Annotated in this window: 12 protein-coding genes and 1 tRNA gene; 4 read left to right on the top strand and 9 right to left on the bottom strand. The window is 63.3% G+C overall.

Annotated elements, in window-relative coordinates; genetic code table 11:
• Positions 1-24: 24 nt before the first annotated feature.
• The gene (locus G4Y73_RS07560; protein ID WP_164230946.1) at positions 25-504 is read left to right on the top strand and encodes a glutathione peroxidase; all 480 of its coding nucleotides are present in this window, start codon (positions 25-27) and stop codon (positions 502-504) included.
• Here the strand turns inward: G4Y73_RS07560 and moeB are convergent.
• The 9 genes from moeB to ndk all read right to left on the bottom strand — a co-directional run bounded on the left by moeB (position 501) and on the right by ndk (position 9,563).
• Positions 501-1,643, bottom strand: coding sequence for a molybdopterin-synthase adenylyltransferase MoeB (moeB, locus tag G4Y73_RS07565; protein ID WP_205596509.1), 1,143 nt, complete (start codon positions 1,641-1,643; stop codon positions 501-503). The genes G4Y73_RS07560 and moeB overlap by 4 nt on opposite strands.
• Positions 1,615-3,021, bottom strand: a complete 1,407-nt coding sequence (gene der, locus G4Y73_RS07570; protein WP_164230947.1) for a ribosome biogenesis GTPase Der — start codon at positions 3,019-3,021, stop codon at positions 1,615-1,617. Before der ends, moeB begins: the two co-directional genes overlap by 29 nt.
• A complete protein-coding gene (gene bamB / locus G4Y73_RS07575) occupies positions 3,022-4,194 on the bottom strand; it encodes an outer membrane protein assembly factor BamB (RefSeq protein WP_164230948.1) in 1,173 nt (390 codons plus the stop codon).
• Positions 4,191-4,841: a tetratricopeptide repeat protein gene (locus G4Y73_RS07580; RefSeq protein WP_164230949.1), complete on the bottom strand. Its 651-nt coding sequence runs from the start codon at positions 4,839-4,841 to the stop codon at positions 4,191-4,193. The genes bamB and G4Y73_RS07580 overlap by 4 nt, the downstream gene beginning before the upstream one ends.
• 57 nt (positions 4,842-4,898) lie before the next feature.
• Complete coding sequence (hisS, locus tag G4Y73_RS07585; protein ID WP_164230950.1) at positions 4,899-6,182, bottom strand: histidine--tRNA ligase; 1,284 nt, start codon at positions 6,180-6,182, stop codon at positions 4,899-4,901.
• Between the two features lie 76 nt (positions 6,183-6,258).
• Positions 6,259-7,167 (bottom strand): RodZ domain-containing protein, encoded by a 909-nt coding sequence (locus G4Y73_RS07590; protein ID WP_164230951.1) that lies wholly within the window; start codon positions 7,165-7,167, stop codon positions 6,259-6,261.
• A gap of 43 nt (positions 7,168-7,210) precedes the next feature.
• Positions 7,211-8,005 (bottom strand): type IV pilus biogenesis/stability protein PilW, encoded by a 795-nt coding sequence (pilW, locus tag G4Y73_RS07595; protein WP_164230952.1) that lies wholly within the window; start codon positions 8,003-8,005, stop codon positions 7,211-7,213.
• Entirely contained in the window at positions 8,005-9,099 is a 1,095-nt protein-coding gene (rlmN, locus tag G4Y73_RS07600) for a 23S rRNA (adenine(2503)-C(2))-methyltransferase RlmN (RefSeq protein ID WP_346426834.1), read from the bottom strand. Before rlmN ends, pilW begins: the two co-directional genes overlap by 1 nt.
• Before the next feature lie 44 nt (positions 9,100-9,143).
• Positions 9,144-9,563 (bottom strand): nucleoside-diphosphate kinase, encoded by a 420-nt coding sequence (ndk, locus tag G4Y73_RS07605; RefSeq protein WP_164230954.1) that lies wholly within the window; start codon positions 9,561-9,563, stop codon positions 9,144-9,146.
• A gap of 277 nt (positions 9,564-9,840) precedes the next feature.
• Here ndk and G4Y73_RS07610 point away from each other — a divergent pair, with 277 nt between their 5' ends.
• The 3 genes from G4Y73_RS07610 to G4Y73_RS07620 all read left to right on the top strand — a co-directional run bounded on the left by G4Y73_RS07610 (position 9,841) and on the right by G4Y73_RS07620 (position 15,341).
• On the top strand, positions 9,841-12,744 hold the full coding sequence (locus tag G4Y73_RS07610) for a ligand-binding sensor domain-containing diguanylate cyclase (RefSeq protein WP_164230955.1): 2,904 nt from the start codon (positions 9,841-9,843) through the stop codon (positions 12,742-12,744).
• A 158-nt stretch (positions 12,745-12,902) separates the two neighbouring features.
• On the top strand, positions 12,903-15,185 hold the full coding sequence (locus G4Y73_RS07615; protein ID WP_164230956.1) for a diguanylate cyclase: 2,283 nt from the start codon (positions 12,903-12,905) through the stop codon (positions 15,183-15,185).
• Positions 15,186-15,264: 79 nt separating this feature from the next.
• Positions 15,265-15,341, top strand: a tRNA-Asn gene (locus G4Y73_RS07620).
• Positions 15,342-15,370: the final 29 nt, after the last annotated feature.

Consider the following 15,370-nt stretch of genomic DNA (forward strand, 5'->3'; position numbering starts at 1 on the left):
ACGCAGCCTGGAAACTGAACTGTCGTGAACCTCTTCAATCACCATTTCATGGATCTTGCCGGCGCGCCGGTCTATCTGGAGCGCTATCGTAATCAGCCATTCCTGCTGGTCAACATCGCCACCGAAGCACGTTTCACGCCGCAGATCGGCCGTTTGCAGCAGCTCAACACCCAGTTCGCCCGTCACGGCCTGGTCGTACTCTGCATTCCCTGCAACGACTGGGACGAGGAACCCCGTGACGAGGCGGCAATCGACGAATTTCTGCGCGAGAACTATCCGGTCAGCTTCATCGTCACGCAGCGCTACGCCGTCACCGGGCCGGACGCACACCCGCTGTTTCGCGAAATGCTGCAGGAACGCGGTAACGCCATGCTGCCCGACGCGACCTTCCACAAGTACTTGTTCGACCGGCGCGGCGAGCTGGTCGAGCACTGGTCGCCGGAAACCCTCCCCGACGACCCGATGCTGATCCGCGGCATCAACCAGTACCTGGGGAGTCTCTAGCGCGACCCGCTAGCGCAGTGATTGCAGTTCGGATCGCGCACCAGCCGGGTTTCCCGGAATCGACCAGCCAGCGCATCGTAATGCAGTAGCCGCGACACCAGCGGCTGACCCAGATCGAGCAGCAACTTGAGGGTCTCGGCCGCTTGCAGCGTACCGATGACTCCCGGCATCACGCCGAGCACACCGGCCTCGGCACAGGATGGCGAATCCTCCGGCGCCGGCGGCTGCGGAAACAGGCAGCGATAACACGGTGAATGACCGTCACCGGCGCGAAACACCGCAATCTGCCCGGCAAACCGCAACACCGCACCGTAGACCAGGGGCAGCCGCTGTCGCACACAGGCGTCGTTGAGCAGATAGCGTGTCGGAAAATTGTCGGACCCGTCGATGACCACGTCATGGTCGCGAATCAGCGCGTCCACGTTGGCCTGGGTGAGCCGTTCGCTGAAAGTCTCGACCCGGATGTCCGGGTTGAGCGCATGCAGGCGCTGAGCCGCCGATTCGGTCTTGGGGTGTCCGATCAGGTGATCGCTGTGCAGGATCTGGCGCTGCAGGTTGCTGCGCTCGACACGATCGTCATCGACCAGGCTGATCTGCCCGACCCCGGCGGCCGCAAGATAGAGTGCCGCGGGCGATCCCAGGCCGCCGGCGCCGGCAATGAAGACCCGGCTGTCGAGCAGTTTCCGTTGCCCGGCTTCGCCGATGTCCTCGATGGCAAGATGTCTCAGGTAACGCTGGCGCGCCCGATCGTCGAGTCCGCGCGGACGCTCGGTCGGCAGTCCGGCCTGGCACCACGCGTTCCAGCCACCGCTCAGGTTGGCCACCTTGCGATAGCCCATCGCTTGCAGTGACCGTGCCGACAGCGCGGAGCGATTTCCGGCTTCACACATGAGAACAATCGACTGATCCGGATCGGGCGCGTGCCGGCCGATTTCCAGTTCGAGCTGGCCGCGTTCGATCAAGGCGGCACCAGCCGCCGAACCGCCGGCCGTCTCCCAGGACTCGCGAATATCGATCAATAGCGCGCCGCCGTCCTGCGCCCGCCGGGCCTGCTCGGGCGAAAGCGATCGGACCTGTGAACGAGCCTCGTCCAGGTAAGCCTTCAGGCGATCAGCGCTTCCTGTTCTTTCGCTGGACAAACTTCTTGAGCCTCCTGCGCTTTTGAATCTGACGCGGCGAGAGCTTGTTGCGTCGGCCGGCGTAGGGATTGTCGCCTTCCCGGAACACCAGCCGGACCGGAACGCCCGTCAGTTCGAACGCCTCTCTGAATCGATTGACCAGATAGCGCTGGTATTGATCCGGCATGCCCTCGGTCCGGGTACCGTGAATGACGATGCGGGTCGGAAACTGGCCGCCACTGTGAGCATACCTGAGCTTGGGTGTGCGTTGCCGTATCGCCGGCGGCGGGTGGGCCTCGACTGCCCGTCGCAGCGTGCGCGTCAGGGCCGAGGTGGACAAGTCGCCGTTGGCGGATTCGTGGACGTGCTCAACTGCATCGGTCAGCTCACCCAGACCGCTGCCGTGCAGGGCCGAGATCGTCACCACCGGGGCGAAGCGCGCAAAATCCAGGCGTTCGGCGACTTCGACCAGTACCTGGTGCCGTCGTTCGTTGCCGATGGCATCCCATTTGTTCAGGGCGATGACCAGCCCGCGGCCGGCTTCGATCACATGTCCGGCCAGGCGCGCGTCCTGGTCGGTGATGCCCTCGACCGCATCGCAGACCAGGCAGACGATGCGGGCCTGCTCGATCGACTGCAGCGCCTTGATCGTGCTGAAACGTTCGACGCCCTGCTGGCTGCCCCGGCGCCGACGGATCCCGGCCGTGTCGATCAGGTGGTAACGCACGCCGTCGCGCTCGATCGTGGCGTGAATCGGATCGCGCGTGGTGCCGGGGACAGGTGTGGCAAGCGCCCGTTCTTCACCCAGCAGGCGGTTGAGCAGGGTCGACTTGCCGGCGTTGGGGCGGCCAATCAGCGCCAGTCGCAGACCATCGTCCGGGAGAATCGCTTCGTCGACCGCAGCCGGTAACCGCTCCGCGACGGCTCTGCCGAGCCGATCGAGTCCGCGGCGGTGGCTGGCCGAGATCGGGCAGAGTTCACCCAGTCCCAGTTCGCTGGCCTCGGCCAGTGCCAGGTCCGGATCAAGCCCGTCGGTCTTGTTGACGGCGTGGACCACCGACTTGCCGAGCTGCCGGAGTTCACTGGCGATCTCTCGCTCGACCGGGATGATGCCGGCGCGGGCATCCGTCAGGAGCACGATCACGTCGGCCTCTTCGATCGCCAGGCGCGTCTGGGCCTGCGCTCCCAGTTCCACCTGATCGCCCGCGTTGTCGAGGCCACCGGTGTCGACCAGGAGGACTGGCCGGCCATCGATCTCGGCGCGACCATAGATCCGGTCCCGGGTCACACCCGGCGTATCGGCTACCAGTGCGTCACGGGTGCGCGTGAGCGCGTTGAACAGGGTCGATTTGCCGACGTTCGGGCGGCCGACCACGGCGACGACCGGCAGCCCGGTCATTCAGTTCGAACCGGCAGCCTGCCAGGCGCTGAGATTGCCATCCTCGTCCAGCAGGTAGAGGGTATTGCCGACCACGAGCGGTGCGCCAGCCGGTGCATTCTTCGATCCTCGACTGCGCGCAACCATGTCGCCGCTTTCAGCGTCGAAAAAGTGCAGATAGCCCTCGAAATCGGCAACCGCAAGCAATCCGCCGAAAAAGACCGGACGGGTCAGGCCCCGGCGCAGAAGGCGGTCGTCACGCCAGAGCGTCGTGCCGTTGCGGCGATCGACCACCCAGATATTGTCATCGCGATCGGTCATCGCCAGCTGGGTGCGGTACAGGCTCAGCCCGCTGGCCGAGGCGACCTCTTTGGTCCACAGGATGCGCCCCGACTCCAGCGCCAGTCCGGCCGCGCGCCCGCCATAGGTGACGGCATACAGCTCGGTACCCACCGCCAGCATGGGGCCGTCCACATCGGCCAGTCGATCCAGTTCCGTGCGGCCCTCCGGCGTGCTGACTTCCTGATCCCAGAGCAGGGAACCGTCGGCGACTCGCAGGGCCACCACGCGCCCGTCGTCATAGCCGATGTAGACCTGCCCGGCGCGGGGAAGCGGGTCACTGTTGCCGCGCAGGGTCAGCAGCGGGACACTGCGGTCATACACCCACATGCGGGTACCGTCGCTGTCGTCGAGCCCGAACACGCGCCCGTCGATACTGCGTGCAACGACAACGCCGTCGTGAAGCACCGGCCTGGCCAGTACCTCGGAAGACAGAACGGCACGCCACCGGATATTGCCTGAGGCACGCTCGATCAAGACCACCTCGCCGTCGAAGGTGCCAACCAGGACGAGTTCGTCGGTGACCGTCGGCCCGGACGAGACCGGCAGGTCGATTTCGATCTCTCGCTCGATCCGGCCACTGTCGGCGTCGACCGCGGTAATCCGGCCGCGATGATCGGCCGTCCAGATCAGGCCGTCATGGGCGACCGGCCTGAGCTGCGGTCGGCTACGATTGCCGCCGTCACCGGTATTCACCGACCACAGTCGATTGACCGGGACGGTCTGTTGAATCTCGACCAGTTCGGCCGGTTTGAGCTCGTCCCCGTCACCACTGAACCAACCGCCAATGGTCTGGCAGCCACCCAGCGAAACAAGCAGCGACAGCGCGATTAGTGTGCGCAGAGAGCGGATCACGAAGTTTCTCCTGTGGCCGCGGTCGCGGCGTCGATCTTGACGTCGAGCAAGCGCGTGTTGGAACCATCGGCCAGGCGACTTTCGCGGGCTTGCTGCCAGGCGCTGCGCGCTTCCTCGACGCGACCACGCTCGAACATCAGGTCGCCGCGGGTTTCGGCCCAGGCGGCTTCAAAACCGGTCGGCGCCGGTTCGTCGAGCAGGGCCAGCGCCGCTTCACTCTCGCCCTGTGCCTCGAGAACCCGTGTCAGTCGCAGGGTGGCCACGGGCCACAGCGGGCGCAGACGGCGATTGTCGAGAATCTCGCGATAGATGGACTCGGCCGGGGCCAGGCGACCGTTTTCGACCTGTGCCGCAGCCAGCCGCATGCCTGCCAATCCGGCATAGGCACTTCCACCCACGGCCTCGCGCATGGCCTCGTACTCCGCTGCGGCCACATCATATTCCTCGGCCGAGAGCTGGTCGGCGACCACCCGGTAGTAATCGGCCGCCAGGGCCTGCTGATTGGCCTGGTAGTCCTGCCACTGGCGGAACCCGAAGATGCTGCCAAAGGCGAGTATCAGCGCAATGATGATTGAAGAACTGTATTCCTTGATCCAGTTCCGGACGCGCTCGCTTTGTTCGTGTTCGTCGTAAAGCTCTACAGCCATGTCTTATGAATCCTTGAGATGAGGCGCTTGGGTATTGTTCCGGGCGCCTATGATAAATCAGTCGTCCACTTCTCCGGCAAGCGCTGTCGCCAGGAAATCCGGTAATTGATCGATGGGCATCGTCTGCTGCTCTCCGCCTTCGGCGCGGAGATCCTTGAGCGCGACCTGCCCTTCGGCGTGTTCGCGTTCGCCCAGCACCAGGCACCAGCGTGCGCCGCTGCGGTCGGCACGCTTGAACTGCGAGCGCATGCTGCCACCACCCAGTGCAGCGCCCAGACGAAGGCCTGGCAGGCGATCGCGCAGAAACTCGGCCATCTTCAAGGTGTCGGTCGCGGCAACCTGGCTGACGATGAAGACCTGCGGCTTTTGATCACGCTCGACACCGGCCGCGTCGAGCAACGCCAGCAGGCGCTCGACGCCCAGGGCAAAACCGATGCCGGGTGTGTCCTTACCCCCCTGCATGGCCACGAGATCATTGTAACGACCGCCGGCACACACCGTGCCTTGCGCACCGAGATCTTCAGTGACCCACTCGAACACGGTCCGGCAATAATAATCCAGGCCGCGAACCAGCCCGGTATTGACCGTGTACTCGATGCCCAGCCCATCGAGCAACTCGCGGACTTCGGCGAAATGCACCCGCGCTTCCTCACCCAGTTCGTCGGCCAGGAGCGGGGCATCGGCCATGATGCCCCGGGTCTGCTCATGTTTGCTGTCGAAGATCCGCAACGGATTCGTCTCGAGACGTCGCCGACTGTCTTCATCGAGCTGATCTGCGTGCGGACGCAAGTAGTCGACCAGGCGTTGACGATAACGCTCTCGATCATCACGATCGCCCAGGGTATTGATTTCGAGCCGAATCCGGTCCGTCAGACCAAGCTCACGCCAGATGCGCTGACCGAGCGCGATGAGTTCCGCGTCGACGGCCGCTGCGTCCAGACCGAAAATCTCGGCACCGAACTGGTGAAACTGGCGCTGACGTCCCTTCTGGGGTCGCTCGTGGCGAAACATCGGCCCCTGGTACCAGACCTTGAGGCCGGGCGTGTTCAGCAGTCCGTGCTGAATGGCCGATCGCACGACCGCGGCCGTGCCTTCGGGTCGCAGCGCCAGCAGGTCGCCGTTGCGATCTTCGAAGGCATACATTTCCTTTTCGACCACGTCGGTGGCCTGGCCAATGGCACGCGTGAAGACCTCGGCCTTTTCCACGATCGGCAAGCGGATCTCGTGGAAATCATAGGATGCAAATACTTCGGCCAGGCGCGCCTCAAGCCACCGCCACAGGGGCGTGCGGTCCGGCAGAATATCGTGCATGCCACGAATCGACTGAATCTTGTTCATCATTTCCTGTCCTGCAAAAACGACAAGCCCGCCGACGGCGGGCTTCTGACCAGCTGGGTTTCGACCGGTAAGCGGGCGGTCAGCGCGCAACCCCGCCATCGGCTGCAACCTTGAGCTCGGTCATATCGCCTCGATCGTGCCCATCCCACACAACGGACTGCCCATTGACCTGAAGTTCGACGGCACTCGAGCGTCCCAGAACGACCCGGAACGGCGCCCGGCCCTGATAGTTCCGGACCTGGCCATCGCGTAGCAAATCGTATTCCAGTCGCTCGCCGTCGGCATCGTGTATCTCGATCCAGCTGTCTTCAACCAGCTCGAGCTGCAACTCCGTCAACTCGCTGAGCACATCGACCGAATTCTCGTCCAATACCTCAGCGGCTTCCGACGGCAGCTCGCGTGTCTCGGCTTCCGATTCGCGACCCAGCCGCATCGGCGAAAGCGGCAGGGCCGAGGCCGAGACGTGCCCCGCCTCGCGCCCGGAAGCGGCCTCAGCCATGGACCGTTCCGTGTCGGCAACGGGTGGCTTTGCGCGATCAGCCGCCTGCACCGTTTCAGCCGACTCCAGGACCGGAGCTTGATCAGACGACGCTGCAGGATCGCGTTCAAGCATGCGCGATCCACCGGCGATGAAGAAATAGGCCAAGGGTGGGACAATTACAGTTGTAACAAGAACATAGGTCGCTATCTTGAGATATCGCTCGAACCGCCACTCCCGCCGTGGCGCGGGCAATACGTCCTTGAGCGCCGGCGGCGCGTCCTCACCGATCGCCGCAAGCAATTCGTCGGGGTCGAGCTCGAGCAGGCGGGCGTAGTTTCTGAGATAGCCGCGCCGGTAGAGCCCCGAAAGCCGATCGATCTGCCCACTTTCAATGTCATTGATGACCATTCCCGGCAGCCTGAGCCGTTGGGCCACATCCTTCTGTTCAAGACCGAGCGACTTTCGCCGACTCGCAAGTCGCTCACCGACCTGCCGGTACTGCGTCATCCTGTCTTCGTTGTCTGCCCGGAATTGAGATTCGCTGGTTTCTTCAATCATCTTTACTGGTTAATTGTCTGAGTTCTCGCGCTTCGTTCGAATTGGGAAACTCCGCCTCAAGGCGCTGGAAGTAACGCGCCGCCTCGCTCTCATTGCCCAGTTCCCGCTCGATTCGGTATCCCAGGGCGAGCGACGCCGGATCTGCACCGGCCACCGATTCATAGCGCTGCAGAAATGCCCGGCCCCGAAACGCTTCGTCTCGCGCGACGTAAACCCGGGCCAGCTGATAGAGTGCGGCGGCATACTGCTCATCGTGCTCAAGCGCCTCTCGCAAGTAGCCCAGCGCCTGCTCATGCTCGTCGTTACGCAACGCGCAGGCGCCAGCATTGGTATAGGCGACCTCCGGCGTGCGGTAGAAGGGATCGTTGACCGCACGATCGAATAACTTTTCAGCCTCGGCGTATTCACCGTTACGGCACAGGAAGGCTGCATAGCTGTTGAGCGTCGCACCATCGCCCGGCGCCAGTTCGACAGCTTCCCGGTAATGCCTGCGGGCCCGGGACGACTGCCCGAGTCGCTCGCGCACCAGGGCCATGGTGACGTGCGCCGGCACGTGCACGGGATCCAGCTCGATTGCGCGCTCGAGTTTTTCGACGGCGAGTTGCAGATCGCCGCGCTCGAAGTAGCCCACACCCAGGCGGGTATTGATATCAGCGGCACGTACGGGACTGACGCGGTCCATGCCGCTGCGGCCCGAACCCGAGTAATCCGGCTCAACATTGGAAGTGGCACATCCACCCAGCAAGGCTGCCAAGAGCACCGCCAGGATGATGCGCCGGCAACGCATCAGGAAGCCACCGCCTGCCGTGCCAGTTGCTGCTGCACGATCACTCGGCGCTGATTCGGGCTGAGCAGCTTGCCCACCAATTGGCCACAGGCCGCGTCGATGTCATCGCCGCGTGTCTTGCGAATCGTCGTGATCAGCCCGGCTGCCCGGGTGATCTCCTGAAAACGGAAAATCGCGTCGTCGGAGGAACAGTGAAACGGCGTCCCCGGAAACGGATTGAACGGAATCAGGTTGATCTTCGACGGCAGACAACTCAGGCGCCGAACCAGGGCGCGGGCATGCTCGGGCCGGTCGTTGACACCGTCGATCATGGTGTATTCGAAAGTCACGGAACGTCGGGCCCGCGCACGCACGAACCGTTTGCAGGCCTCGATCAGTTCCTCGACCGGATACTTGCGATTGAGCGGTACCAGGCGGCTGCGCAGCTCGTTCTCGGCCGCGTGCAACGACACGGCCAGGGCGAACTCGTCGCCATCGGCCATACCATCGATGCCCGGCACCACGCCGGCAGTCGAAATGGTTACGCGCCGGGCGGCCAGCCCATAGGCCAGATCATCGCGCAACAGGGAAAGCGATGGCCGCACCGCGTCAAGATTGAGCATCGGCTCACCCATGCCCATGAATACGACATTGGTGATGCGGCGGTCCTCACCGTGCAGGGCCTCGATGCGACGGGCCGCGCGCCAGACCTGTCCGACGATCTCGTCGGAAGAAAGATTGCGGCTGAAACCCTGTGTTGCTGTCGAGCAAAAGGTGCAATTGAGCATGCAGCCGATCTGCGAGGAGATGCACAAGGTGCCGCGCCCCGCCTCGGGAATGTAAACGGTCTCGACCGCGTTGCCGCCGGAAACCGCCATCAGCCACTTGATCGTGCCATCCCCGGAAATTTGCTCGCGCAGGACTTCCGGTGCCAGCACGCTTGCTTCCGAGACCAGCTGTTCGCGGAGCTTCAGCGACAGGTCGGTCATGTCGGCAAAATCCGCCACGCCGCGCTGGTGAATCCATTGGAGAAGTTGACGCGCACGAAACGGCTTTTCGCCATGCTCGGCGAAAAACCGTTCGAGCCCGGTCCGGTCAAGACCGAGCAGATTCACTTTTTCTTCAGGCCCTGCGGGCATTTGCATGCGTTCGCTGATGATTAGCGTGAGTATAGCTCATCATCGCCGAAAAAGAAGGCGATTTCCGCCTGCGCGGTCTCCTCGCCGTCCGAACCGTGCACCGCGTTGGCATCGATGCTGGTGGCGAAATCGGCCCGAATGGTGCCCGGAGCCGCCTGCCTGGGGTCGGTTGCGCCCATCAGTTCGCGGTTGCGCGCAATGGCATCCTCACCTTCGAGCACCTGAATCATCACGGGGCCGGAGGTCATGAACTTGACCAGATCATTGAAGAAGGGGCGCTCCCGGTGAACGGCATAGAAGCCTTCCGCCTGCTCGCGCGTAAGATGCTTCATGCGGGCCGCCACGATCTTCAGGCCGGCACGCTCGAAACGGGTGTAAATCTCGCCGATGACGTTCTTGGCCACGGCATCGGGCTTGATGATGGACAGTGTGCGCTCCATGCAAACTCCTTGAAAGGGGCTGATATTGGGTGATTGACTGCAAGTCGGAAGTCATGCCGGCCGTGCGGGCGCAAGTGCACCCGACAGGGCAAGCCGCGAATTGTATACCCGAATACCGACAAATTCACGCCAAACCGGCACTTGCAGCACTTTCCGGCTTGTGCCGCAAGCCCGTAGACGCACATAATGCGTGTTCGGGCCCGATCGATCAGCACAGCCGGCGGCCGGCCGCTGCGTGCCAATTCCGTCGACTGCGCCCGAATCCTGGGAAGGGGATATGTTTCACGCGAGCTGGCTGACATCGCTGCTCCTGATTTCGTCGCTGCTGGCGCCGACGGGCGCGCGTAGCGATCCCGGCCACGAAGCGCTGCACCAGCTGCATCAGCAGACCTGGACGACGCGGCAGGGGATTCCCCACAACACCATCAACGCCATCGCCCAGACGCCCGACGGCTACCTCTGGTTCGCCACCTGGGAAGGGATTGCCCGTTTCAACGGTCACCGGTTTCGGATTTTCGAACGCAGTCCCCAGACAGGCCTCCCCGATGCCGGCGTTCTGTCCCTGTCGCTCACGCCGAATGGGCGTTTGCTGGCAGCCGGTGCCCGCGGCGGCATCAGTCTGACCGATGGTCGCAACTGGACGCCGTTCGAGCCGGCCCCCACCATGATCTCGCATGCCGTGATTGACGCGCACGACGAGCTCTGGCTGGCCACCCAGGGTGCAGGAGTGATCCGACGGCCGGCCAGGCCGTCGGGCGGCGAAGACCAGTCGTATCTGCCAGGTGACTCGTCAACACACATCCTGCCGGACGATTCCGGCATCTGGGCTGCCACATCCCGAGGACTGCTGCATGCATCCGGAGACAGCGAAACACTCCTTGGACCCGAGTCCGGGCTGCCCGCTGCGCCGGTACTCACCCTCCTGCGCCGCAAGGATGACCAACTGCTGGTCGGTACAGAACAAGGTCTCTACATGCGCAACCGCGGGGAGTCAGAGTTTCGCCCGGTGCATGAAGACCTGAATGATCTGGCGGTCAGCGCGCTGCTCGAAGACCATGGCGGAGCGCTATGGATCGGCACGATCAGCACCGGACTGTTCCGCTTGCAGCAGGGCCGCATCGAGCACTTGGGTACCGAAGACGGTCTGCCCAACAACCGTGTCCTGGCGATCTTCCAGGACCGGGAGGACAGCATCTGGGTCGGCACCAACGGCGGCCTGTTTCGCTTGCGATCGGCGCCATTCGTGACACTCACGCGCGAGCAGGGCCTGGCCGGCAACTACGTTCGCGCCCTGCTCTCCCATTCCGACGGCAGCCTCTGGGTCGGCACCAGCGAGGGTGTGAGCCGGCTTCAGGGGCGTGAGATCGAGCCGGTCGTGGACCGGGACGGACCCATCGACCTGTCGATTCTGAGCCTCGCCGAGTCCACCGGTGGCGATGTCCTGATCGGCACTCACTCCGACGGAATGCTGCACTGGCGTGACGGGCAGATCATCGCCCGTCATGATCGCAGCACGGGAATGCCCTCCAACGATATTCGCTACATCCAGGTCGACTCCAGGAAACGTATCTGGGTCGCAACGGCGAGCGGGCTGGCACGGATCGAGGACGGGGACATCAGCGTTTTCCGGCCCGAGGACGGCCTCCCGGGTGATTTTGTCATTGCCGTTCACGAAGACCGCCAGGGCCGGATCTGGGTCGGCACGGGATTCGGCCTGGCCCGATTGCAGGGCGATCGCTTTGAACCCATTTCACTGCGCCACCTCGACGAAGCGATGTACGTCTATGGCATTCACGAGGATCGTGAAGCACCCCTGCTATGGCTCGCCACGGACCGTGGACTGATTCGCTATCACCCGGATACCGGGCGGGCCGACCTCATCGGGCGTGATGCCGGTATTCCTGTCGACAAGCTCTTTCACGTCGTCGACGATCGTCAGGGCGGCTTCTGGCTGACCAGTAATCGCGGCATTGTGCGCGTTCGCAAGGATCAGGCAATTGCCGTGGCCGAGGGCGAGCGCAAGACCGTCGACCTGGAACTCTACACCGAGGGTGACGGCATGATCAGTGCGCAGGCCAACGGCGGCGCTGGACCGGCCGCGGTCTGGCATGACGATCAGGTGAGGATCGCCACCGCCGTCGGCCTGGCCAGCGTCGACCCCTTGCACCTCACGCGCTATGAGGAAACGATCCTCCCCGTCAGCATCGAACAGTTCGAGGCCGATGGGCGGCCGATCGAGTTGATGCCACCCATCGAACTGCCGCCGGGCACAAACCGCATCGCCATTCAGTTTGCCGGGCTGGGCTTCATCATGCCGCAGCGCATCCGTTACCGGACGCGGCTTGAGGGATTCGATGACGACTGGGTGTCACGCGGCTCCCAGAGTGTGGCCGAATACACCAACCTCGGTCCGGGGGAATACGTCTTCCACGTTTCAGCTGCCTACCCCTACGGCGACTGGAACGGGTCGGAAACCAGCATCCGGTTCACGATCGCACCATTACCCTGGCAACGCGCCTGGTTCTGGGTCGTGGCCACGATTGGCCTGATTGGCGCAATCCTGCTGATGACACGCTGGCGCCTTCATCGTCTTGAACAGCGCGCCGCCGAGCTGCGCAGGCAGGTCGAGGAGAAGACGCGTGAGCTCAAGCGCCAGGCCGAAAATTTCGAGCGTCAGGCCCGGATCGACCAGCTGACCGGGCTGGCCAATCGTCGTGCCTTCGACGAATGGTTGGCGGCTGAGTTCGAGCGCAGCAAAACCCGGGGCGAAATCCTCAGCCTGGTCGTGATGGACCTCGATCACTTCAAGCGCGTCAACGACGATTATTCCCACCTGGTCGGCGACCTGGTCATGAAGAAAGTTGCCGATGTGCTGCGCGAACATATCCGTACCGGCGATCAGGCTGCCCGCTGGGGTGGCGAGGAATTCACCCTGACCTTTCATGCCACGGACGCAAGAGCGGCAGCGCACATCAGCGAACGGATCCGACGCTCGCTCGAATCCACGAATTTCGATCCCATCGCACCGGGTCTGAGCATCACGGCCAGCTTCGGCATTTCCGATTCGACTGCAGCCAACAACTATGAGTCCCTGCTGCGCCAGGCTGACCATGCGCTATATCAGGCCAAGGCTGAAGGCAGAAACAGGGTAATCATTCACATTACAGACATCAAAAAGTGATGGGGTGCGCGCTATGCTGATTCCATATACCGGCACAAGGGGGAATTTCCGCCCTGCTTCGGCTAGACTCCCGGACCTGACTACCAAGGGGAATGCTTTCTTGAACCTGCCCGACTGTGGCCGGACAAGATGGCGAAAAGAAGACTGATGGACCACCCGTGAAAAGGAATACGAGTCCAAGCTCGGGTACCGCCTCGAAGCTGATCGGGCTCGGTGCTCTGACCCTGATCATCTCCCTGCTGCTGTGGTCGGCCATCGACGAGTGGCGATTCAGCAACGATCGAATCGGGGTCTATGTCAGCGAGACCGACGCCGGCATCGTGATCGACGCCGTCGAACCCAACTTGCCGGCTGATCGGGCTGGTCTGCAAGCGGGTGATCGGTTGCTCACCGTGGAAGGTCAGGCAGTCGCCAGCCTGGATCAATTCGACGAATTGTTCGAGCGGTACCACGAACCCGGCCGGGCCCTTTCAGCGCGTGTCGACAGGGACGGTCGGGACATCGAAATCACGCTGACCCCGGGTGTCCCGATGAACTTCGGCGGGCTGCTTGCGCAACTGGTCCTGGTTGCCGCCTACCTCGGACTGGCCGCCCTGGCCGCCCGCTACCGCCACGCGGATATGCGCGCACGCCTGTTGACGATCTTCGTCACGCTGGTGGCGGTTGAAATGGCCCTGCCGGAAGGTCAATCCTTCAGCGGGACGACCCGGGCCGTGATCCTGCTGTTCTGGCTGTTGGGCACGGGCATCCAGCTCAGCCTCGAACTGCATCTGGTCAGCCTGATACCTCGCCGCCTGCCGCTGCTGCATAGACACCGCTGGATCGTTCCGGCCTACTACCTTGTCGGCATCGGTGCCGGTTTCGGACTGGCGGCTCTGGCCGTACAGGAGTGGTTTTTCAGCTCCGGGGAGGCCGAAACCTCGCTGCTGGGAATCGCCGAAAGTATCGTGCTGGTGAGCTGGGCGGTTTCGGTCGCGGCCATTCTCGGCTGGCAGGTCTGGCGCGCACCAGCCGGCCGGGAAACCAATCAGGCCTTGCTGGTCCTGACGGGTCTGCTGCCCTGGGCCATTTACATACTGGTATCGACGATCTGGCCGGGCTGGCTGCTGCTCGATTCGCCCCTGACCCAGCTGGTCGAGGACATCGTCCTGCTGATCTTCCCCGCCAGTGTATTCCTGGCGATTTTCCGCTACGGGCTGTTCGACGCAGATTCGCTGGTGCGAAGAGGGCTGGTCTACGGCACGGTCGCCTTGCTGGTCATGATCCTGCTTTATGCGCTGCTGACGATGGCGCTACCCTGGTTCGAAAGCCTGCTGGGTCCGGATGCGAGCCACTGGATCGTTACCGGTATCGCGCTTCTGATCGGCATCCTTTTCAGACCCATCCGTCACGGTATCGAGCGCCTGGTCGAACGTGGCCTGTATCCCAAACGGCGCGCACTGCGCCATCGGCTGATCCGCGCCGCTGCCTCGCTATCCGTGCACAGCGAGCTCGATGCGCTGATTCAGCAACTGGCAGCCAACACACGCGAATCGCTCAATCTGAAGTGGGCTGCCGTGGTTGTGGTGGACAGTACCGGACAAGCCCTGCATTCAACATTCAGCGACGGTATCGATGGCGAAGCGCGTGAACACCTGGTCGACCTGCTCGATCTTCGCTCCGGCGCCTTCGCCCAACTCGAGCACTTGCGCCGTCCGTTGACTGTCAACCGCCTGCACCGCCGGGACCCGGCGGCGGCCGAGGCCTTGTCCGATGCCGGCGCGGAAGTGCTGGTCCCGCTGTTCTTCCAGCGCCGCATGATCGGCATACTCTGCCTCGGCAACAAGCAGAATGGCGAACTGTTCCGGCGCGAGGAAATCGAGTTGCTCGACCTGTTCTCCCACCAGGTCGCGACCAGCCTCGAGAACCTGCGCCTGTTCCAGGATGCCACTTACGAGGAACTGACCGGGCTGCTGAGGCGCGAAGCCGTGTTGCGCCAGCTCGAGGCCGAGGCGGCCCGGGCGGTGCGCAAGAGTACCCCGCTATCGGTGTTCATGATCGATCTCGATCATTTCAAGGCAGTCAATGATGCCCACGGCCATCTTTTCGGCGATCGCATTCTCGCCCGGGTGGCCGAAGCGATGCGCGAACGGATTCGCGCCGTCGACGCGCTTGGCCGCTACGGCGGGGAAGAGTTCCTGCTGGTCCTGCCCGAAACCGATCTCGATGGCGCGCTCAAGTTGGGCGAGGAACTGCGCCAGGCGGTCGCCGATCTCAAGTTCGAACCGGCGGACGGCAGCGCCACAGTCCGGGTCACCATCTCGATCGGTGTAGCCTCGGCCGGAGCCGGCCAGCAAGATGCCCTCCGGCTGGCCGCCGACCTGCTCGGCAGAGCCGATGCCGCCGTCTTTCGTGCCAAGACCGGGGGGCGAGACCGCGTCGTTCACCATGAGGCCGACTGATGGGACTGAGGAAGTCGGATTTTTTCCGCCTACGCCTTGACGAAAACAACCGCTAACCGCACAATATGCGGCTTCACATTCCCCGGTAGCTCAGCTGGTTAGAGCGGGTGACTGTTAATCACTAGGTCGTTGGTTCGAATCCGACCCGGGGAGCCAGATAACGAAAAGGCCTTGCGCGGGCAACT

It is taken from the genome of Wenzhouxiangella sp. XN201, from assembly GCF_011008905.1.
Classification (GTDB): domain Bacteria; phylum Pseudomonadota; class Gammaproteobacteria; order Xanthomonadales; family Wenzhouxiangellaceae; genus Wenzhouxiangella.